The following is a 23,232-nucleotide window of genomic DNA, read 5'->3' as shown; positions in this document are numbered from 1 at the left end:
ATTAACAAATTCATTATCCAGGGGGATAAACGATGAAAAAGAGTTTAATTGCAGCGGCTTTAGCTGCCACTTTTATAACAGGCTGTTCAGAGCCACAAACTACAAGCAGTCAAGTTCAAACTGCAAGCACAGAAAATACAGTTGTTAGCAATAAAGCTGAATTAGGTAGCTTTGGTGTTGATTTATCAGCGCGTAACGAAGCCGTTAAACCTGGTGATGACTTTTTCATGTACGCCAGTGGCACGTGGTACGACAACTACAATATGCCAGCAGACAAAACGCGTTATGGTGCGTTTTCGGCTTTAGCAGAACGTAGTGAAGACCGTGTTAAAAAAATTATTGAAGACATTGCAGCACGTAAAGAACTAAACGATGAAGAGCAATTGGTTGCTGATTTTTATAATTCGTACATGGATACCGACACACTTAATGAACTTGGTGTTAAACCTATTCAACCGCTGTTAAATCAAATTAGTAATATGGAATCTACCGACGACTTAGCCTATGTATTTGGGCAATCGTGGTTATCGGGCCTTCGTACTCCTATTGGTGGTGGTATGTGGTTTAACCGTTTAGACCCAAATAAATACGAAATGTCGTTAGGCGCTGGTGGCTTAGGTTTACCAGACCGTTCTTACTATTTAGAAGATGCTGAGCGTTTTGTTAAAACCCGTGAAGCTTACGTGGCTCATATTGCCGACATGCTAAAATTTGCCAATGTTGATAACACAACAGAACGCGCAAAAGCCATACTAGAGCTTGAAACTAAAATAGCACAAGGCCATTGGCCGCGTGAAAAACGACGTAATCGCGACCTGTCGTTAAATCAAATTAAGCGTGAAGATTTAGCCTCTACATACCCTGGTTTTAACTGGGATGTATATTTTGAGCAAACGGGATACAAAGTACCTCAACTTAATGTATCTCAGCCTGAACCGGTTAAAGCCATGATTGAGCTTATCAATAATGAGGATTTAGCGGTTTGGAAAGACTACTTAACCTACCATGCAATTAGCGGTAATGCAGGTTTACTTTCTGAAGATATTTTTAATACACGTTTTGCATTTTATGGCAAAGAACTAAACGGCCAGCAAGAACCACGCCCTCGCTGGAAACGTGCAATTAACACAATGTCGGGCACAAGCTCGCTAGGCTTTGCTATTGGTAAAATTTACGTTGAGCAATACTTTCCTGAATCATCTAAACAACAAATGTCTGAACTGGTTGAAAACCTGCGTTCAGCATTAGGTGAGCGAATTGATAATCTTGATTGGATGGGCGCTGAAACTAAGGTAAACGCACGTGCGAAGTTAGCAGCATTTGTTCCAAAAATTGGTTACCCAGATGTATGGCAGTCTTACGATGGTTTAACTATTAGCCAAAACGATTTAGTAGGTAACGTTAAAAACATGCGTGAATTTTTCCGCGCTGAAAGCGTAGAAAAAGAACTACAAAAAACTGACCGTAACCGTTGGGGCATGACACCACAACGTGTAAATGCATACTACAATAGCTCGTTTAACGAAATTGTGTTTCCAGCCGCTATATTGCAACCTCCGTTTTTTGATCCAAATGCCGATCCAGCGGTTAACTACGGGGGCATTGGTGCTGTAATTGGCCACGAAATGGGCCATGGATTTGATGATCAGGGTTCAAAATCTGATGCTAACGGTATTCAACGTAACTGGTGGACAGACGAAGACCGTGCTGCATTTGATGCAAAAGCAGACCAACTTGCCGCACAGTACAGTAAATACGAACCTATTGAAGGTAACTTTGTAAATGGGCGTAATAGCCTAGGCGAAAATATTGGTGATGTGGGTGGTTTAGCCATGGCTTACCACGCGTACAAACTAAGCCTAAATGGTAAAGAAGCGCCTGTCATTGACGGTGTAACCGGCGATCAACGTTTCTTTTTAGCTTGGGCACAAGTATGGAAAGAAAAACGTACTGAGCAAAGTATGTTAAATCAACTACGCGGTGGTACGCATGCACCAGGTCGCTTTAGAGCACAAGCACCACGTAACCACGATGCTTGGTACAAAGCATTTGACGTTAAACCTGGTGATGCCTTGTATTTACCAGAAGAAGAACGCGTTCGTATTTGGTAATTATACTAATACGTATGTAAACAAATACTAAACAGCCCGCAACAGCGGGCTGTTTTATTTTATGCAAATGGCTATTTTAACTTTTTTACTATTAATGTTCCCCATTCCGTACTAGCCCTTAATGCCATTTACCTTTAGAATACGGTCTATTATTTTTCAGTTATTTATAAAATTAAGGCGAAACGCAGATGGGAAGAGCTTACCAAAACAAAAAAGATTCAATGGCTAAAACTGCGGGTGCTAAAACTAAAGTTTACTCTAAGTACGGTAAAGAAATTTATATTTGTGCTAAAAATGGCGGTGTAGATACAGATGGTAATCTATCATTACGCCGTTTAATTGAACGTGCAAAAAAAGACCAAGTACCAGCACACGTAATTGAACGCGCAATTGAAAAAGCAAAAGGCGGCGGCGGTGAAGACTACGCAGCAACACGTTACGAAGGTTACGGCCCTGGTAACTGTATGATTATTGTTGACTGTTTAACCGATAACAACAAACGTACATTTGCAGACGTACGCGTTTGTTTTACAAAAGCAAATGCTAAAATTGGCGCACAAAATTCGGTGTCACATTTATTTGATCACTTAGCTATTTTTGTTTTTGATGGCGACGATGATGAAGCTGTTCTTGAAGCGCTTATGATGGCTGACGTTGATGTAACCGATGTAGAAGTAGACAGCGGTAAAGTAACCGTATTCGCACCTCATACTGAATACAACAACACACGTACTGCATTAGAAGAAATGGGCATTTCTGAATTTGACGAAGACTTAATTGCGTTTGTACCACAAGTAGAAGCGCCAATTGAAGGTGAAGATGTTGAAGTAATGGAGCGCTTTTTAGCTATGCTAGAAGATTGTGACGACGTACAAAACGTTTACCATAACGCGCAATTCTAAACTTCATCTACATGTTAATTAAAGCCAACAGCCATGTTGGCTTTTTTATTTACAGGGCTTTATAAATTAATGAATACCCTTTCAGAGCTAAAGGCTGGTAAGTTAGCCGGTGCAAAGCACTTACAGCTGGTTGAGCAACTATCTGAGTTTCCAACAGACATTTTTAAGCTTGCCGATACACTTGAAGTACTTGATCTTTCTAATAATAATTTAAGTGATTTACCAGACGAGTTTGCTTGTTTGCATCGCCTTAAGCGTGTGTTTTTGTCGTTTAATCAATTTAAACATATACCCTCAGTATTGGCTAAATGCCCTGCTTTAATTATGGTTGCGTTTAAAGGAAACCAAATATCGGAGTTTGCACCAAACAGCCTGCCAAAAAATATTGAGTGGCTTATCCTCACCGATAACAACTTACACGAATTACCTGACGACTTTGGTAATTACACCCAGCTTAAAAAGCTTGCACTTGCGGGTAATAACCTTAAAAATTTACCGGTAAGTATGGCTAATTGCACTAGCTTAGAGCTTGTAAGGCTCTCTGCAAACAGCCTAATAAAACTCGATGATTGGCTACTAGAATTACCAAAACTTGCTTGGCTTGCTTTTGCAGGTAACGACTTTAATAAAGCGCAGTGTTTAACTAAAAGTACGTTGAAAAATACCCCACTTGAAAAATTTCAGCTTAAAAAAGTAATAGGCCAAGGCGCATCGGGTGTTATTCATCTTGCAAAAACAGAACATAATAATGTTGCAGTGAAACTTTTTAAAGGCGCGATCACCAGCGATGGTTACCCACTTGATGAGGTGAATTGCTGCCTACAAGCTGCTAATCATGCAAACTTAATAAAGGTATTAAGCTACATAGAGCAAAGTGAAAAACTTGGCTTGGTAATGGAGTTAATAGATACCAATTATACTAATTTAGGCTTACCACCAAGTTTAGAAACATGTACACGCGATACGTTTAATGACGGTTGCAACTACTCTATTGAAGCTGTTTATAAAATAGCAAAACAAATGGCAAATACGCTTACTCACCTTCATACGAATAAGGTAAGCCACGGCGATATTTACGCCCATAACACCATGATAAATGAACACAATGACGTTTTATTTGGCGATTTTGGAGCATCAACAAATTTAGCTATGCTCAGTAATTATCAACAACAGCAAATACAATTAATAGAAGTCCGCGCTTTTGGTTGTTTAATAGAGGATTTACTAAGTACTGTTAGCGCAGCAGTTAAGCAAGACGAATTGTTTGGTAAAATGTCCGATATAGCAACGCGTTCTACCAACAGCGTTATTGCATCGCGCCCTAGCTTTAAAGCATTAAGCACCTTATTAAACGAATTGGTATAAATTAAGCAAAAAAAAGCCTGCATAATGCAGGCTTGGTTGGATAAAGCTAAACTTTTACAGGGTCAATTATAAGTACTGACCTAATGCTTTAACTTGGTCTAACATGCGGTTTGAGAAACCCCACTCGTTATCGTACCAAGCCATTACTTTAACTAGTTTGCCATCAGCTTTAGTTTGCGTTGCATCAAAAATTGATGACGCAGGGTTGTGATTAAAATCAATAGAAACAAGCGGAAGCTCGTTGTACTCTAAAATTTCTTTCATTGAACCTGTTGCTGCGGCTTTCATTACTTCGTTAATTTCTTCAGCAGTTGTTTCGCGCTTAGTAATAAACGTAAAATCAACTAAAGAAACATTAATAGTAGGTACACGTACCGACATACCGTCTAATTTACCCGCAAGCTCTGGAAGTACTAAGCCAACAGCTGCAGCAGCACCTGTTTTAGTTGGGATCATAGATTGTGTTGCACTACGCGCACGGTATAGATCTGGGTGGTAAACGTCAGATAAGTTTTGATCGTTTGTGTAAGCATGAATTGTAGTCATGCTACCTTGCTCAATACCTACTGTGTCGTTAATTGCTTTTGCAATAGGTGCTAAACAGTTAGTCGTACAAGATGCGTTAGAGATAATGTTGCTATCAGCATTAATTACATCGCTGTTAACGCCGTGAACTACTGTTGCATCTAAATCTTTACCAGGAGCAGATACAATAACTTTTTTAGCGCCAGCTGTAATGTGCTTAGCCGCGTCTTCACGCTTAGTGAAAAAGCCCGTACATTCTAAAACGATATCTACGTTTAGCTCTTTCCACGGTAGGTTTGCAGGGTCACGCTCTTGAGTAAGTGTAATTACGTCATCACCAATCAGCATGGTGTTATCTGCAAGTGTTACTTTTTTAGAAAATTGACCATGAACTGAGTCAAACTGTGTTAAATGTGCATTTACATTAGCCGGTGCTAAATCGTTAATTGCTACAATTTTAATTTCACTGTTTTGTGCTGACTCATAAAGCGCACGTAATACATTGCGACCGATACGACCATAACCGTTAATTGCTACATTAATCATTTGAGACTCCTATTTAAGTTCACTTGCTTGGCGAGCAAGCGCTTCAATGGCTTGCCAGTCTTTATTTTCAATTAGTTGTTTGTCTAGCATCCATGTACCACCAACACAAATAACATTGTTAAGTGCTAAATAGTTAGGTGCAGTTGCTAGGCTAATGCCACCTGTTGGGCAAAAAGTAATATGTGGTAATGGTCCGCCTATAGACTTAAGCATTGCCGTTCCGCCTGCAGCTTCAGCAGGGAAGAATTTTAAATACTTAAAACCATGGCTTGCTAACTGCATTACTTCGCTCGCAGTTGCAGCACCAGGTAAAAATGGAATGTCTGACTCTTTTGCAAGTGCTAATAACTCAGTACTAATACCTGGGCTAACCATGAAATCTGCACCTGCAGCCACTGAGGCTTCAAAGCTTGCTTTATCAACTACAGTTCCCGTACCAACAAAAGCTTCTGGCACTTCAGCTTTCATCAACTTTACAGCTTCTGCTGCAATTGGCGTACGCAGTGTAATTTCAAGTGCTTTTAAGCCACCGTTGTATAACGCTCTAGCAAGTGGTGCAGCATCTTCTAATTTTTCGATTACAACCACTGGCACAACGGGTGCCGATGCTAAGATTTTTTCAATACTCATTACTTGTTCCTCATTACCCAGTACGGCTAATTATTATTCAAGTCCAAAAGCACTCGCGCCTAAATCGGCACTGCTTACGATATTTCTAAATCCAGTAAATAACTCACGTCCCGTACCAAATGTTAAGCTTGGCTGGCTAATTTCAAGCTCACGTTTTGCAAGCTCGTCGTCGCTAACATGTACTTTTAAAATTCCGTTAGGGGCATCTAAAGTAACTAAGTCGCCTTCTTGAATTTTTGCAATTATGCCACCTTCGACGGCTTCTGGTGCTAGGTGAATTGCAGCAGGTACTTTACCTGATGCACCCGACATACGACCGTCAGTTACAATAGCAACTTTAAAACCTTGGTCTTGAAGGGTTGCCATTACTGGCGTTAATTTATGAAGCTCTGGCATGCCTTTCGCTTTAGGGCCCTGCTCTTTAAGTACAGCTATAAAGTCTTGGTTTAACTCGCCGCGGGTATACGCGTCTTGTAATGCTCCTTGCGAGTTGAAAACTTTAGCAGGTGCAGTAACGACTTGATGCTCCTCAGCTACAGCAGACACTTTAATAACCGCTTTACCTAAATTACCAGTAAGCAGTTGCAAGCCACCCTGTTTGCTAAATGGATTACTTACAGGACGAAGCACTTCTTCATCAAGTGAATTAGCAGGGCAATCAACCCATTTCACTTTGCTTGGACCATTTGAATCGCTCATGATCAGGCTTTCGTCTTTATCTAAACGCGGCTCTGTCATGTATGGCGCAAGACCATCGCCAAGCATTGTTTTAACGTCTGTGTGTAAGTAGCCTGCGCTTGCAAGTTCGCGCATTAAGAAGCCCATGCCGCCGGCTGCTTGGAAATGATTTACATCCGCAGAGCCGTTAGGGTAAATGCGTGTAAGAAGTGGAACAACTTCTGATAAATCAGACATGTCTTTCCACGTAACTTGGATACCAGCAGCCTTAGCAATTGCAACGATATGAATGGCATGGTTAGTAGAACCACCTGTAGATAACAAGCCTACTAAACCATTAATAATGGTTTTTTCGCTAATTACCTCTGCTAAACATGGGCTTTCTTTATCATCTGTAAGCTGCTTAAGCATGGTTTCTACAGCATTACCCGTTAATCCATCACGAAGCTCTGTATACGGGTTAATAAACGAGCTACCAGGAAGGTGTAAGCCCATTATTTCCATTAACATTTGGTTAGAGTTTGCAGTACCGTAAAACGTACAAGTACCCGCGCTGTGGTAAGATGCACTTTCAGCTTCTAATAAATCTTCGCGGCTAACTAGGCCTTGTGCAAACTTTTGGCGAATACGTGCTTTTTCTTTATTTGGGATACCCGACTGCATTGGACCCGCAGGTAAAAAGAACACAGGTAAATGGCCAAATGATAATGCGCCAATTAATAAACCTGGGACAATTTTGTCACACACGCCTAAACAAAAAACGCCATCAAACACATCATGTGAAAGTGAAACAGCGGTAGACATTGCAATCACATCACGAGAAAAAAGCGATAATTCCATGCCGTCACGCCCTTGCGTAACACCATCACACATTGCAGGAACGCCACCCGCTACCTGAGCGGTTGCGTCAAACTTAGTTGCAATGCTTTTGATTACGTCTGGGTAATCTTTGTAAGGTACATGCGCAGATAGCATGTCGTTGTATGAATTGATAATAGCTAAGTTTGGCACTTCATCTGCTTTTAAGCGCGCTTTATCGTCGCTGCTACAAGCTGCCATTACGTGGGCAATGTTGCCACAACCTAATCCCGCACGAACTCTTGTTTGTTTTTTTGCATGCGAAATACGATCTAAATAATCTTGACGGGTTTGTTTACTGCGTTCAATAACGCGTTGGGTAACTTCTTGAATTCGAGGATGTAACATAATTAACTCATCTCTATTAGTTAGAGGATAAAGGCTCAGTAGCAATTACAGACTCCACGTAAATAACTGTACTGAGCATCTTTGATTGACCCGTTCAAAGGTACGATATCAGGGAGCCTCTCACAACAAACCTGACACCGGTGTCACTGTATTAACTCATAGCTATGACACCGGTGTCAACCCTGACCGCTAAAATTAATTTAACTTTTTATCATGACCAATTAATGAACACTTAAATTCTTGTGTACATACAGACTTTTATCAAGCTACGGGCAAAAAAAAGCCTGAATAAGCGTCACTCTTATTCAGGCTACTGTGAAAAAGTATTTTATTGGTTTACGCGAGCTGTTGATTCACGCGTTATTAAGCGCGATTCAAGCGTAATTTGAAAAGGCTGTTCTTGAGGCTCTGTAATATGAGTAATTAATTGAGTAACAGCAAGCTTTGTCATCTCTTCTACTGGTTGGGCTATGGTTGTTAACCCTGGCCATATGTGGCGTGCAATAGGTGCATTATCAAAACCAGCTATAGATATGTCGTCAGGTACACGCAATTGCCTTTGTGTTGCAAGTTTAAGTACTGCAGCTGCCATGTAATCGTTCGATGCAAATACAGCCGTAGGCCGTGGCGACAAGTCTAAAATACTGCGGGCGCTGTCTACACCCGAGTGGTAACTAAAGTTACCCTCTTCAACTAATCGCTCGTCAAACTCAATATTATGATCGGCTAATGCACGCCTGTAGCCTTTAAAGCGCTGCTGTGTTGCACTGTGGTCAGGGTGACCTTTAATAAATGCAATTGACTTGTGACCAAGGCTGATTAAATGTTCTGTAATTTCAAATGCGCCCTGCTCGTCGTTACTACGAACAGAAATAGACTCATCTTGTAAAATTGCGGACGCTACTCTCGCAAACGGGATTTTTTTAGCTGTTAAAAACTCAACCAGCTCAGGAAAATCACCAAAAGGTGGCGTAAGTACAATACCATCTAAACGGGATGTTTGAAGTAACTGCTCAACGTTGCTAATTAAAGCCTCACCTCTGCATTCACATGGGTGAATTAGCAAGTTGTAATTGTTTTCTTGGCAAGCGGCTAGAGCCCCTGTTTGAACACGGGTTATGTAGCTTTTACTTGGGTTGTCGTATAAACAACCAATAATAAAACTTCGATTTTGTGCTAACCCACGCGCTATAGGGTTTGGCGTGTAATCCAACTCTTTAAACACAGCGAGTACTTTTTCGCGAGTGGCTGCACTCACGTTGGGCTCGTTATTTAGAACCCGCGATACTGTCTTTTTAGATACGCCAGCATGACTTGCTACGCTGTTGATTGTTACTTTCTTCATCACTCTATTTTCCACATGCAATCAACAAAAAACTAATTGGCGTTGTGCAAACACGCCGCTGCGCCAATTAAAGGTATGTTGTCTTGTGTCACTAATGTAACAGGTATTTGCCCTGTGTATTGCGACATAATCCCTTTTTGCGAAAAGCGTTCAACAAAACGGCTTTCAAGTAATCGAGCTTGCATACGCGGTAATATTCCACCACCTATAAATAGGCCACCCAATGCGCCATAAGCTAGTGATAAATCGCCTGCTACGCTGCCAATCCAATCACAAAATTGATTCAGGGTTGCATCGCACACATCACATTCGCCACTATTTGCTAAGCTGCTAATTTGTGCAGCATCAAGATTTTTAGGCGATTGCCCTTTAACTGCAGCCATTGCTTTATATAAGTGGGTAATACCAGGGCCTGAAAAAACGGTTTCGACAGACACGTGTTGATGCTCTTTTTTTAGTTCTTGAATTAACAAGGCGTCAAGCTCTGTTACCGCTGCAAGCGATATGTGCCCACCTTCCGAACTTAAAACAGAAGTAGAGTGAGATGTTCTGACTAAACAAGCCGCCCCAAAGCCAGTTCCGGGACCCATTACACCAATATTTGCATTGTCATCAGCTTGACCTGCTTTTATAACAACATTTTGAGATGGGCTTAAGTAAGGTGCAGCGTAAGCAAAAGCAGCAAAATCATTAATAACATCAAGCTCATTTAACTCAAAATAAGCCTTAAAATCGTTAACACTAAAGTGCCATCCTAAATTTGTTAAATGCACTTGCCCTGCTTTTATAGGGCCAGCAACCGCCAAACATGCGCGTTTTGGTACAATATGTGGTACGGTTGATAAGTAATGCTCGAGTGCTTTTTCAAGTGAGCCAAAATTAGCACTAGGAAACGTATTATTATGCTCAATTGCAAATTGATTTGTTGTATCATCAAACGATGTAATTAAAGCAAAACGAGCATTAGTGCCACCAACATCGGCAACTAAAATAGGATCAAATTGGGTAGAAGAGTTTAGGCTCATGGTGTTATCTCTTTTGTTTAAGCAATCAGTGCTTTTTGTTCTACAATAGTAAACCATTGGTGTAATTGCTTTAGGCTATCACCCTAAAGCGGCTATCAGAGAAAAAATGCTGCCTGTAGCAATTACAAACAGCCAATTCGTTTTGACAACAAAATGATAAAACATAAATATTATGACACCGGTGTCACAGTCAAATCAATAAATAATTTACATTAAACACAAAAAGCTTGAAATATTTAATTAATAAACGAAAATGGCACTATTGTGTATTACATTAACTAAGTTGTGATAATGAAAGGTAAAGCTACATCATTTGATATTGCCCACTATGCAGGGGTATCTCAATCAACTGTATCTCGCGCTTTACGAAATAGCCCGCTTGTTAACGAAGAAACACGTAAACGTGTTCATGACATTGCAAAAAAACTTAATTACAAGGTCGACAAAAACGCAAGCAACTTGCGCACGCAACAAAGCAGCACACTCGCACTTTTATTATTTGAAGACCCTACCTCAGACGAATCACAAATTAACCCGTTCTTTTTATCTATGCTCGGCAGTATTACACGCGCGTGTGCAAAAGAAGGCTACGATTTATTAGTATCGTTTCAATCAGCCAGTGCAGATTGGCAAGCCGATTACGAAGATAGCCATAGAGCCGATGGCATTATTTTGCTTGGTTATGGCGATTACATTGATTTTCAGCCTAAATTTAAAACACTGCTTGAGCAAAACACTAAATTTGTATGTTGGGGGGCAACGGTAGATAACAGACCTGATTTAACCGTGTGCTGTGACAATTACGGTGGTGGTAAACAAGCTGCGGCTCATTTTATAGCTCACAACAGACAAGATTGTGCATTTATTGGCGATGCTTCTGACCACAGCCCGGAATTTTTTGCTCGTTTTCAAGGGTTTAAGGACGAGCTACAAGCTAACAACATCGCAATAAATGAACGTAAAATGGCTAACGCTATTTCAACGGAAGAATCGGGCTATCATGCAACTCGCTCGCTCATTGCCAATAATATTAAATTTAATGCCTTGTTTGCAGCAAGCGACTTAATTGCAATTGGTGCTATCAGAGCACTCAAAGAAGCAAATATTAATGTCCCTAAAGATGTCGCTGTAGTCGGGTTTGATAACATAGCTATAGCCAGTTTTGTAAACCCACCACTGACAACCATAGAGCAGAATACAACTCTTGCAGGGCAAATGCTCGTTGAAAATTTACTCAAACTAATTAGAGAAGAAGATGTGCAAAGCACTCTTTTACCCCCTGTGCTAATTGCTCGCGGATCGAGTTAAATATTAAGAAAAGTCATGAAATTTAAACAAATGTAACACCTCCCTGATTTACATTTGTTTACAAATTTCAAGCCAAATCAACACAATAATTTAACCATCAAAAACAATACCTTACATTTACCCCAGCATTTTCACGTACACCAATTATCATTCTTAATCATTATACCTGTTGAAATGCAATGTTTTTTGAATTGGACCGATTTACATAACAAGCATCATGATGTAAATTTATTGTGACTTATCTATCTTTTTATATATAAGTTGTTAAACATTATAAAAAAAATATCACAGGGATTTTAATATGTTCAAAACCAAAGCTCTATCAAATGCAGTAAGGTACTCTTTATTGTTAGGCTCTGTAGCACTTGCCCCCAATGTATTGGCGCAGGAAGAGTTAAACGCAGACGTAGAATTAGAAGAAGAAGGTCCTGAGAGAATTGTTGTTACCGGCTCTCGTATACGAAAAGCAGAATTCTCTAATGCGTCCCCAATTCAAATTATCAATGGCGATTTATCACGCGAAATGGGGTTGTTTGACGCAGGCTCTATGCTGCAATCCACAAGCCAAGCTGCAGGTACACAAATAGATAATACATTTGGTGGTTTTGTATTAGATAACGGTCCGGGCGCTGCAACAATCGGGTTTCGTGGTTTAGGTGCAGAGCGTACTCTTGTACTAATTAATGGCCGAAGAATGGCTCCTGCTGGCGTTGGTGGTGCACCAACTTCACCTGATCTTAACTTAATACCAGGTGTTATGGTTGAACGAGTTGAAAACTTGTTTGACGGTGCATCAACTGTTTATGGTTCTGATGCGGTAGCCGGTGTAGCTAACGTAATATTGAAAAAAGATGTTGAAGGATTCATTTTCGACGCATCGTACCGTCAGCCTAAAGGTGAAGGCGGAGAAGAAACTGTACTATCTGGTATGTGGGGTAAAACCATGGACAATGGTTTTATAACAGTCGGTGTTGAGTACTCTGAGCAGAAATCTCAATCTCTATCTGGTAACCCTTTTGTTAAAGGCTGTGAAGAGCGTATTTGGGAAGCAGAAGATGGAAGCATTGTTACGCGCAATAGTGGCTATGGTCCAGTTGCAAGTGGTGAAGACTCTTGTGACATATTTCCTTTAACGAATCGCATTAGTGTTCCTTCGTTTTTTGGAAGTGTTTACTACACACCTAATTTTACGAATACAGGGATACCTAATTTTAGTGAATCAACTGTTCCTGCAAGCCTTGAAGGATTTTTTCCATCTTGGGTAGCGGGTGATTTTGATGGTGATGGGATTAATGATGGTGTATTTGTTGATGGTGATGGTGATGGTTTCCGTGATGTTGACTTCCAAAACCCACTATATGCATTCCAACAATCTGATTATTACAAAAGCGGTGATTACAGAAGTAAAAATGAACGCATCTCGTTAATGCTAAACGGTGAATATAACTTTCAAGATGATAACGATACTACATTTTATTACGAAGGTTTATACGCAAGTCGTAAATCACCAATTTTTAGCCCAGGCGCACAAATTTTTGAGTATGTACCAGAAACAAACCCATACAACCCTTGTGGAACAAATGGCATTGATTGTTTTGGCGTTTTAGGTGTAGGTCCTGGAGGCCCTGAAACAGTTCGCCCTATTATAAATATTCGTGGAGATCGTGACCGTACTGATGTTGAAGTTTCTCAATATCGCTTAGTCTCAGGTGTAACGGGTAACTTAGGGATGTTTGAGAATGTCGGTTTAAACAACTGGTACTATGATGCATCCGTATCTTACAGCGCATCTAAAGGTGATGATCACCGTGTGGGTATTGATGAAGAAAGATTACTTTACTCTCTAGAAACATCTGTACTCAATGATGACGGCACTGTTACTTGTGGTACAGGTTCTGATGGCTGTGTTCCTGTAAATTTATTTGCTGATAGTATATATCAAGAAGGTGGCGGAACGCTTTCACCTGAAGAAGCGGCGTACTTGTTCATTGACCGTGATATAGAGACTAAGGTAAACCAATTCGTATTCAATGCGTTCATGGGCGGTGATTTCTTTGCATTACCATGGAACGATGAAACTGTAGCTGGTATTGTTGGTGTTGAATATCGACGTGACGAAATTGAATCAAACCCGAATGCTGCAGCAGCTCAAGGCTTGCTTTGGGGTTACTTCTCTGACCAAGGAGCAGATGGTGCACGAAATCTAAAAGAGGTATTTACTGAAGTTGAATTCCCTTTGCTTAAAGGTCTTAAAGGTGCAGAAGAATTAACGTTTACGGCCTCTGGTCGTGTTTCTGAAGAGTCTTTTTACGATGCTGAATCTACGTACAGTATCAAAACCATTTATCGACCTGTAGATTGGTTCACACTTCGTGCTACGAAAGGTACTTCATACAGAGCACCAAATTTACGTGAACGTTTCTTAAATGGTACCTCTGGTTTTAATACAGTTGCAGATCCATGTGTTGTACCTGAAGATGCACGTGATATTGATCCATTAAATCCAGGCGCTGCAGCGACATATAATGCAGCTGAAGAAACTCGTGATGCTGCGGTATTGAACGCTTGTCAAGCATCTGGGGTTGATCCTACTTCGCTTGGCTTAGGTCAAGACGGAACAACGGTTTACACTGCAGGATATAGTGCTGAAATAGAAACTGGTGGTACTACAGAGCTTCAACCTGAAACCTCTGTAGCAAAAACATACGGCTTTATCTTTGAACAACCATTCAGTGAAGCGTTTGATTTAACTCTATCATTGACGCGCTTTGATATTGAGGTTACCAACAGTATTGCAGAGCCAAGTGCAGGATACAGCATTGCACAATGTTACTCTGCAGACGGTAATGAAGCATTCTGTGACAGAATAAACCGTAATGCTAATGGTCAAATTAGCTTGGTTGATGCTAGCTTTATTAATATTGGCTTAATCTCATCTAAAGGTTTTGACTACAACGTTTATTTCGAAACTGATACTGTTATAGCCGAGCAAAATTTAGGTATTACTCTAGACCTTCAAGCAACACGTATGACTGAACAAGTATATGATGTGCTTGGTACAATTGACGATAATATGGGTGAACCAGATTCACCAGAATGGCGTGGTACAGCTCGCTTACAACTGAAATACTCTGATTTCAGATTTAACTGGGAAACTCGTTTCATCGGTAAAGGTCGTGAAGATGAAGATGATTTAGGTGAGTTTGAAGAAGGTACTGCAGGATGTCGTGGTTTAACTGACGCTAATGGTGAAGCACTTAAGTGTCGCCCTGTTGGTTTCACTGATGACTACTTTGTGCACAACGTTGGTCTTACATGGTCTAACGATGCATACAAGGTTAACTTAGGTGTCCGTAACGTATTTAATGAAGCGCCACCAAAAGTAGATCCTAGTGGGTCTTTCTCAAATACTAACATCCCACTGGGTGTTGGTTACGATACCTCTGGTCGAAGCCCTTACATCAGCTTTACAGCATCATTCTAATTTAGAATGGCTAAGTAAATTTCAATACAAATGGCCTAAAATTTTAGGCCATTTTTTTTGAAGGAATAAAAATGAAACTAAAAAAAAGAATGTTAGTAGGATTGAGCTTACTAAGCCTATCTTCTTTCGCCAATAGCGAAACTGAAGATACGACGCAAGTGAGCAGTATCGATGCTTTCTCAATGTCGGCTGCTATTCGGAGCGTTGTAGCATCACCAGATGGTAATAAGCTTGCTATTTTAAGAGCGACTACCAAAGATGGTGATTATATTATTGAGATACGAGATCCTAATAATCTAGAAGCAGAACCTGTAAGATTAGGTGCTGATAAGATGTTGATATCTTCCATCGTATGGTTAAACGATGAAAAAATTGGCGTTATGTTTAGGCAAATACTTGAAGATGGTAGTCGCAAATACTGGGTAAACAAATTTGCAATAACAGATGCAGATGGTAAAGGTGACTGGTTATTACCGTTTAAGAAAAAGCGAAATGTTCAATTTAATATAATCAATATACTTCCAGACAAAAAAGATGAAGTACTCGTAGAGGTTGATATTAATAATAACTACATTCCAGATGTAGTCCGATTTAATATTAATACTGGACGAAGTGTTACTGTAATGCGTGGTAATGAAAAAGTATCAGGCTCGTTTTTATCTGATTACGATGGTGAAATAAGAATAGCCCAAGGTTGGAATAAATCTGATAACGCAATTGATTATTATGCACGCGATAAAGGCAGTGATGACTGGAAAGTAATTAAGCAAGTTAGTCCTAAAAAGCGTGAAAGCTTTGAGATATTAGGATTTGCGAAAGGAAACCCTAACGAAGTTTATGTAAACGCTAACTTGGGCGAAAATACGACTGGTATTTATATATACAATATTAAAACAGGTCAGTACACTGACCGACAATTTGGTCTTAAATCTGTAGATACCGATGGTGTCGTACTTGATACCGACGGCACTTTACAAGGCTTTCGCTATACAACCAAGCAACCTAAGTTTTATTTCACAGATCCTAACCTTCAAGCACTTAACGAATCTGTTTCCTCCCTATTTAAGGGTAAATTTGTACAAATTGTTAGTAGCTCTGAAAACGATAACGTATTAGTGGTTAGAGTATCTGCTGACGACAATCCTGGCAGCTATTACATTGTTACTAATAAGCAAAAACTAACTAAAATTGGTGATCGACTCCCGTTTATTGATAAGAGTAAGCTAGGAACCGTTAAGTATATCTCTTATAAAGCTAGAGATGGTCGTAAAATAAAAGCCTATGTAACCATCCCGGCTACTAAAGGCCCTTACCCTGCGGTAGTGCTTCCTCATGGTGGCCCTTGGGTGCGAGATTCCATTGTGTTTGATGATTGGGCACAGCTACTTGCTTATCATGGCTATGTAGTTATTCAACCAAACTATCGTGGCTCTACTGGTTACGGTTTAGAGCATTGGATGGCTGGTGATAATAACTGGGGCTTGAAAAAACAAGATGATTTAGACGATGCTGCCCAGTACTTGATCAAAAAAGGCTTAGCGACAAAAGATAAACTTGCTTTATTTGGCTGGAGCTATGGTGGTTACGCTGCATTTGCTGCATCTATGCGTGAAAACAACATATACAAATGTGTTGTTGCCGGTGCTGGGGTAAGTGATTTAAGTCGTATAAATGCAACCCTTAACGAAAATCGCTTTTTAAGTATTTTACAACGCCCTACTATTTCAGGTGTATCCCCTGTAGAACAAGTAGAAAAGGTAAATGTTCCTATATTGGTTATACATGGTGATATAGACAGTCGTGTTCCAGTAAAACACAGTAGAGACTTCGTATCAGAGCTTGAGAAGTATAAAAAAGACTTTAAATATGTTGAGCTAGAAGATGCCGATCACTTTTCCGATACGCTTTTCTACGATCATAAAAAAGAGTTTTATACAGAGTTGTTATCATGGTTTGATAATAAATGTGGTCTCAAATAATATAAATAAAAAAGTGGGATTCATTTTATTTGAAGAGCACTTTTTGTGTATTAAGTGAGGATATAGAAAAAGGGCTTCTAAATTTATTTAGAAGCCCTTTTTCCAACTACAGTATTTTATACCGTTCCTCAATAATACTTAATCATTTTTTGGGGCTAAACTTGTCGCTAACGGCGTTAAAAATGTGTCATTTAGAACAGCTAAGTAGCTAATTTTTTAGCCAAGCTATCAACGCATTTTTCTAGCCCTCAAATAAATCACTTAATTATGCGAATTGGTATGATGTATTATTTCTTTAGCGATTCTTCAACAACTGGGTAATGATCCCATACTTGTTTATCACTTAGTGAGCGCACTAGCTTAACGTATTCAGCATGAGTCCATGCCAGTGGGGTTGCTGAATTAGTACCTTCGCCTAGTTCATAACCCGCTTTGTTGACACCTACACCATCCCATACTTGCTCAGGCAGCATCATGCCTTCATTCGCAAATTGTTCTAGACCTTTTACGTAACTATTTCTAATATAAGCCTGCTTAGCATCATTCAATGTTTTGGTAGCGTTGGCTGCCGCTATTTCGTAATGGCCGCGTTCACCGGTGAAAAATGGCCATACACGACCACGTTGCCCTGGTGTGTTTGCACCACCTTCTGCGTAATTAGTGCCTGTTACCTCATCTTCGCCGTAGCCATCATTACCATATCGACGATAACCTGCAAAGGTGCCGCTACCGTCTTCAAAACTAAAGCTATATTTTACCTGTAGATTATCTTCAAGCGTTTCATCGTCGTATTCAGGCAGTGTTTTAACAATACTTTCGTCGTTAGCACCGCGAACGCCATAGCGAACTAGCTCTAAAAAACCACCATCTAATATTTGCTTTTTATTAAACCCTTCACGGCCATTATTAGCATTAATTTTAGTGTTTGAATTAGCATCAGTGTCTTGGCCTATACGAATAAAGTATTCGCCATCGCTATTCTCGCCTTTTAAGTTACCTTCGGTAGTAAACATTTGCGATTCTATTTCGCTGTTATACTTTTTAGCTGTTTCTAAATAACGGTTAGCGTTTTTATCGTCACCGCTAAGTGTTGCTATATCGCTTGCTGTTATCAGCCCTGCAACAATTGCGGCAGTAGTAGAAGGAGAATACCCCTCTTGCTCTTCCCAGCGCTCCTGCTGTGTTGCCGGTGGAGTGATCTGCGTGTCGTTCCATAAAATTTTAGCTAGGCCACCATCAACTAAAAAATCAGCTGCGGGTTTTAACATTTTGCCATACCAAGTTTTTAGCTCTTCATCGCTAAGTACATTAGCTTGGTGAAGTTTCCAAGCAAGCATAATAGGCATGGCTGTTTGGTCAAGCTGGACACCCACCCATTCAAGTTCACCATCAACATGTGTTTTTTGTAAAAACCAGCCAGTATCACCATTGTTACCCGGTGTACTGCTGTTAACTTGTACTTTTTCAAGGTATTCGAACGCTGTTTTAGCTGTAGCGGTATCGCCGAGCGCCATAAAAGCCATAGCTACTTGATAAAAATCGCGTACCCATACCGCTTTATAACCCGTAGAGCCCTCTTTAGCAGATACGGTTTCGCCCCATGGGTTTGACAGTGACGCAATAAGCGCACCCGCGTGTGTTTTATCTTCTTGCGCTTTTAAAACCATAGCACTGGTGTATAAAAGCTTGCCGTTATCGGCAGTTTGTTCAGTCATTGTATTTAGTGGTTTAAGGCTTTGTAGATAATCTTGCCAACCTAGCGCATCGCCTTTACCGTTGTAATGATCGAGTACGGCTTGGTAGCCCTTAGCCAAACTTTGTTCGCCTTGCTGAATACTTTGCTGCTGCGTTTTGCCAAAGCTTAACGCTAAATCAAATGTGGTGTTGTTACTAATATCACCGAGTTCTGCAAGCATGTTTACATTACCTGAAACTTCACCGGTATTTGTATACTGATTATTAATTGCTTGCGTTGTTTTAAGTGCATTAATACCATCACTTTCACCTGTAAATCCTACTGTTTTAGCTTTAAAAGGTGAACTTGATTGTAATGTTAAATAGTTATCGCCTTCCCATGCGACGAGTCCTTGTTCTGTTGTTTTAGCAAAGTCACCTAACCCGTTATTGTTAATGTACGGGTTAACGTTAACGTAGGCTTTTAGACCCTCTAATTGAGTATTAAACACACTTCGTACAAATAATGTTTGTGTATCTGGATCGGTAAATATGTGCTTTTCTAAGCTAAAGCGGCCTTTCTTATCGGTACTTGTTACCTTATAAGCAAGCGAAAGCGGTCTGCCTTGCTCATCTTTGTATAAGTAATCAATGCTTACGTCTAAGTCATCCGCTTCGGTAACGGTAAAATCATTACCTGTTACTATAAATTGCATGTCTTTTATTTGCGCTTGGTGAATAAGCCCAAACATGGTTTCGGTGATCATTCCTTTAGCAATAGAAAACCATACTTTAGACACATTGCCTGTTGCGGCTGTATCGCTGTACTGGCCTTTTTTATATTCTTCAAACGATGTGCCGATACCTTTTTTGCCTGCATACGCCCAAAATGGCTCTACCCCTGGGGCGCCTGGTGCCGATGTAACTTGTGCTGAAGTACTTTCATTAGTTGTGCTTGTGTTTTGTGCGCCACAAGCTGTTAAACCTAAGGCTAAAAGTGAGGCGGTTATAAGGTTGTATTTTTTCATTGTGTGTCCTTAATTAGAATTTTTAACGCGCATTACGGCTACAGCGGCAACCACAAATGAGGCTGCACCAATTAATAAGGCGTAAATAGGCTGGTTAGAAAATACATGGCGTAAAATAAGCCCTAAAATGCTAGCGGCGAGTAACTGCGGTATTACAATAAAGAAGTTAAAAATACCCATATAAACGCCCATTTTATTACTTGGTAAGGCGTTACTTAACATGGCATAAGGCAGCGATAAAATAGACGCCCACGCAAACCCTACGCCTATCATAGGTATAAGTAACATTTTAGGGTCTTGTATAAACATAAAGCTTGCAAGGCCTAACGCGCCTAGCAATAAATTAAAACAATGTGCGCCTTTTAAACCCATTTTTTTTACTAAAAACGGAATACACATAGCTGCAATTGCGGCAAAGCCATTGTAGGCTGCAAATAAAATACCCACCCAGTCTGCACCATCGTTAAATGCTTTAGAGGTTGCATCGCTACTGCCATAGTGAAAACTTGTTACCGCGGAAGTGGTATAAATCCACATAGCAAATAAAGTAAACCAGCTAAAAAACTGTACCCATGCAAGCTGCTTCATGGCCTCTGGCATCGTAAAAACATCTTGTACTACTTGGTAAAAGCCACCTTGTGTTTTGTTGGCGCTTTTAAGCGCGGCTGCAATCCACTGCACAATACCAAATGCCAATAATCCACCGGCTAATAGGTAAAGCTCTTTTTCAAGCGATAAACCCATAACTAATGCAAGGGTTGCTAAACCTAACACCACAAAAATAATGGCACCTTTATTAAAGTTAATATCAGCAATAATTGCAGTCGTAGATTTTGCTGTTTGCTGTTCAAATTCAGCAAGTTGTTCTGGGCTATATTCCTTCGTGCGTGCCACAGTCCATAAAACAGCAACTAATAAAACTACTCCACCCCAGTAAAATGAATATTTAACCGACTCGGGAATTTGCCCAGCCGCTGCAGTATTACTGACATCAAACCAGTTGGTCATCATCCAAGGTAGCGCCGAGGCTAACACCGCACCAATACCAATAAAAAAGCTTTGTAAACCGTAACCTGTCGCGCGTTGTTTTTCTGGCAGGTTATCGCCAACAAGCGCTCTAAACGGTTCCATTGTCACGTTGATTGAGGCATCCATAATCCACAACATACCAGCAGCAATCCAAAGTGTTGGCGAGTGCGGCATAATAAACAACGAAAGTGTTGTTAACACAGCGCCCACAAAGAAAAACGGACGACGACGGCCAAAGCGCCCCCACGTTTTATCGCTCCAGTAACCTATAATAGGCTGAACAATTAAGCCTGTAAGCGGCGCTGCAACCCATAAAATAGGAATATCATCAACTTGTGCGCCTAATGTTTGAAATATTCGGCTTACATTGCCGTTTTGCAGAGCAAAACCAAACTGTATGCCTAAAAAGCCAAAGCACATGTTCCATATTTGCCAAAAACTTAAATTTGGCTTATCGGTATTATTATTTTGATTATTCATTATTAGCCTTATTTGTTAATACTGCGCTGCTAAATGCATCAAGTGTCAGGTTAAATGTGGCGCCTTGTGAGTGTTTTTTAAGTTCCACTTGGTGTTGCTCAAGTAAATCAACAATTAGTGAGCTTTCTCCCAGTTTTGTTACTTGCTCCTGAGATAAATCAACGGAGATACTCTGTGTTTGCTCACTGAAGTTACTTAGTACCAAAATTGTTTGCTGCCCTAGCGTTCGGCTAAAGCCAACAATACGATCACTACCTGTAAGGTTAAGCTTTTGCATATCGCCGCCTACAACAGCAGGTAAGCTATTTAAAGCCATAATTGCTTTATAGTACTCACGCAAAGCAGCTTGTTCGTTAGTGAGTTTTGCGCCATCAAACTTACCGTAATTCATCCATGCTTGATGAGCGGGTACGCCTATGTAATCAAAAATACTTGTGCGAGTAGGCGATCCAAAGCCGGCATTTTCAGATCCATCCTCACCAACATCTTGGCCAAAGTATATTAGGCTTGGTGCACGACTAATTAAGTTAGAAACCACCATGGCGGGTTTACCCCAAACTGCATTTCCTGCAAAGTCTGGGCTAGCGATACGTTGCTCGTCGTGATTTTCTAAAAAGTGCAACATGTGTTGCTCTATGTCTGCAACAGTTTTATGCGCATCAAAAATAGTGTTTGCTGACTGCTTGCTTTGCATAATGGCCTTTAACGTATCGTAAAAGCCCACTTTGTCGTAAAGAAAATCCATTTTTCCTTGATGAATATAGGCGCGATACATTTTTGGGTTGTAAACTTCAGCCAGTAAAAAGGCATCTGGCTTTTGCATTTTTATTGATGAATTCAAAAAACTCCAAAATTCGACAGGTACCATCTCAGCCATATCATACCTAAAGCCATCAACCCCTTTGTCGAGCCAAAACAATGCAATATCTCTAAATTTATACCAGCTATTAGGGAGTTCTTTATCCTGCCAAAACGCATAATGAACACGGTAATCTTTCGTTTCTATGCTTTTTGGTAGTGTTGGAAAGTCGTAACTGCCGTCTGGTTTAACACCGTAATTCACTTTTACGGTTTCGTACCAATCGTTTATGTCAGGTTTTGGCGCTCGTGCACCATTCCCGGTCCATTTTGCTGGGTTTTCATCAAAAAAGCCGTCCGCAAGTGGATGAGCATTGCCACCTAGGACTTGGTAATTAACATCTGTAGGTACTTGAAAAGACTTTCCTGGTACATAGTAAAAATTATTATTTTTATCGTACACTTTACTGGTGTCATCTTGCTCACCAAAGTCTTTAACACCTTTTGGCTTACCTAGCGATTCATAATTACGTGCCACATGGTTAGGCACTATATCAATAATGACTTTCATGCCATGGTTATGTGTACGTTCAATAAGCTGGGTAAATTCTCCCATGCGGTTTGTTACATTAACAGCTAAATCGGGGTTAACATCGTAGTAATCTTTAATCGCGTACGGTGAGCCTGCGCGACCTTTTACCACATCAGGGTCATCTTGTGAAATGCCGTAGTCGGTATAATCGCCCACTAACGCGTGATGTAACACACCGGTGTACCAAACGTGCGTGGTACCTAGCTCTTTAATGCCTTTTAGGGCTGCGTCGTTAAAGTCGGCAAATTTACCTACACCGTTTTGCTCTTTCGTGCCCCATGGCACATTGGCTGTCTCGGTATTACCAAATAAACGGGTAAAAACTTGATACACAACTGGCTTGGTAAGCTCATTTTGCGTATGTGCAGGTGTTTGCTGTTGTTCAGGTTTATTATTTTCTGAACACCCTGTAGCAATAAGTGCACTACACAGCACTGCGGGTATATAAACTGATTTTTTCATTGTGTGTCTTTTTTGTCAGTATTGTTATTAACTTTATACTAAAGATTACTGCAGCAACCATACAG

At 40.4% G+C, this 23,232-nt stretch carries 14 protein-coding genes; 6 read left to right on the top strand and 8 right to left on the bottom strand.

The annotated features are described in order from the left end of the window. The first annotated feature begins 32 nt into the window (after positions 1-32). From RF53_RS05610 to RF53_RS05600, 3 genes are all read left to right on the top strand, one after another. Complete coding sequence (locus tag RF53_RS05610) at positions 33-2,111, top strand: M13 family metallopeptidase (RefSeq protein ID WP_039036881.1); 2,079 nt, start codon at positions 33-35, stop codon at positions 2,109-2,111. Positions 2,112-2,299: 188 nt separating this feature from the next. Then, positions 2,300-3,013 carry a YebC/PmpR family DNA-binding transcriptional regulator gene (locus RF53_RS05605; protein ID WP_006794578.1) on the top strand — a complete coding sequence of 238 codons (714 nt, stop codon included), beginning with the start codon at positions 2,300-2,302 and terminating at the stop codon, positions 3,011-3,013. A gap of 33 nt (positions 3,014-3,046) precedes the next feature. After that, entirely contained in the window at positions 3,047-4,378 is a 1,332-nt protein-coding gene (locus tag RF53_RS05600; protein WP_082014422.1) for a leucine-rich repeat domain-containing protein, read from the top strand. Positions 4,379-4,444: 66 nt separating this feature from the next. Here RF53_RS05600 and gap read toward each other — a convergent pair whose 3' ends face one another. The 5 genes from gap to glk all read right to left on the bottom strand — a co-directional run bounded on the left by gap (position 4,445) and on the right by glk (position 10,333). Beyond that, on the bottom strand, positions 4,445-5,449 hold the full coding sequence (gene gap / locus RF53_RS05595; RefSeq protein WP_039036880.1) for a type I glyceraldehyde-3-phosphate dehydrogenase: 1,005 nt from the start codon (positions 5,447-5,449) through the stop codon (positions 4,445-4,447). A gap of 9 nt (positions 5,450-5,458) precedes the next feature. After that, on the bottom strand, positions 5,459-6,079 hold the full coding sequence (eda, locus tag RF53_RS05590; RefSeq protein WP_039036879.1) for a bifunctional 4-hydroxy-2-oxoglutarate aldolase/2-dehydro-3-deoxy-phosphogluconate aldolase: 621 nt from the start codon (positions 6,077-6,079) through the stop codon (positions 5,459-5,461). Between the two features lie 33 nt (positions 6,080-6,112). Further along, positions 6,113-7,963, bottom strand: coding sequence for a phosphogluconate dehydratase (edd, locus tag RF53_RS05585; RefSeq protein ID WP_039036878.1), 1,851 nt, complete (start codon positions 7,961-7,963; stop codon positions 6,113-6,115). Positions 7,964-8,291: 328 nt separating this feature from the next. Continuing rightward, on the bottom strand, positions 8,292-9,308 hold the full coding sequence (locus tag RF53_RS05580; RefSeq protein ID WP_039036877.1) for a LacI family DNA-binding transcriptional regulator: 1,017 nt from the start codon (positions 9,306-9,308) through the stop codon (positions 8,292-8,294). 32 nt (positions 9,309-9,340) lie between these two features. Then, entirely contained in the window at positions 9,341-10,333 is a 993-nt protein-coding gene (gene glk / locus RF53_RS05575) for a glucokinase (protein WP_006794584.1), read from the bottom strand. 291 nt (positions 10,334-10,624) lie between these two features. On the opposite strand from glk, the gene RF53_RS05570 reads away from it, so the two are divergent. The 3 genes from RF53_RS05570 to RF53_RS05560 all read left to right on the top strand — a co-directional run bounded on the left by RF53_RS05570 (position 10,625) and on the right by RF53_RS05560 (position 17,104). Beyond that, complete coding sequence (locus tag RF53_RS05570) at positions 10,625-11,641, top strand: LacI family DNA-binding transcriptional regulator (RefSeq protein ID WP_039036876.1); 1,017 nt, start codon at positions 10,625-10,627, stop codon at positions 11,639-11,641. 301 nt (positions 11,642-11,942) lie between these two features. Next, positions 11,943-15,125 carry a TonB-dependent receptor gene (locus tag RF53_RS05565; protein WP_006794586.1) on the top strand — a complete coding sequence of 1,061 codons (3,183 nt, stop codon included), beginning with the start codon at positions 11,943-11,945 and terminating at the stop codon, positions 15,123-15,125. 71 nt (positions 15,126-15,196) lie between these two features. Continuing rightward, positions 15,197-17,104 carry an alpha/beta hydrolase family protein gene (locus RF53_RS05560; protein WP_039036875.1) on the top strand — a complete coding sequence of 636 codons (1,908 nt, stop codon included), beginning with the start codon at positions 15,197-15,199 and terminating at the stop codon, positions 17,102-17,104. Positions 17,105-17,391: 287 nt separating this feature from the next. Here RF53_RS05560 and RF53_RS05555 read toward each other — a convergent pair whose 3' ends face one another. Genes RF53_RS05555 through RF53_RS05545 form a run of 3 tightly spaced genes read right to left on the bottom strand, consistent with a single transcriptional unit; the run spans position 17,392 to position 23,167 of the window. After that, the gene (locus RF53_RS05555) at positions 17,392-19,806 is read right to left on the bottom strand and encodes a glycoside hydrolase family 15 protein (RefSeq protein WP_039036874.1); all 2,415 of its coding nucleotides are present in this window, start codon (positions 19,804-19,806) and stop codon (positions 17,392-17,394) included. Positions 19,807-19,815: 9 nt separating this feature from the next. After that, the gene (locus RF53_RS05550) at positions 19,816-21,315 is read right to left on the bottom strand and encodes an MFS transporter (RefSeq protein WP_010557467.1); all 1,500 of its coding nucleotides are present in this window, start codon (positions 21,313-21,315) and stop codon (positions 19,816-19,818) included. Further along, complete coding sequence (locus RF53_RS05545; protein ID WP_039036873.1) at positions 21,308-23,167, bottom strand: alpha-amylase family glycosyl hydrolase; 1,860 nt, start codon at positions 23,165-23,167, stop codon at positions 21,308-21,310. Before RF53_RS05545 ends, RF53_RS05550 begins: the two co-directional genes overlap by 8 nt. Between the last annotated feature and the right edge of the window lie 65 nt (positions 23,168-23,232).

The organism is Pseudoalteromonas sp. ECSMB14103 (assembly GCF_000813065.1).
Classification (GTDB): Bacteria; Pseudomonadota; Gammaproteobacteria; order Enterobacterales; family Alteromonadaceae; genus Pseudoalteromonas; species Pseudoalteromonas marina.
Note: the sequence above shows the minus strand (reverse complement) of the source record. Positions and strands in the feature narration are given on the sequence as shown.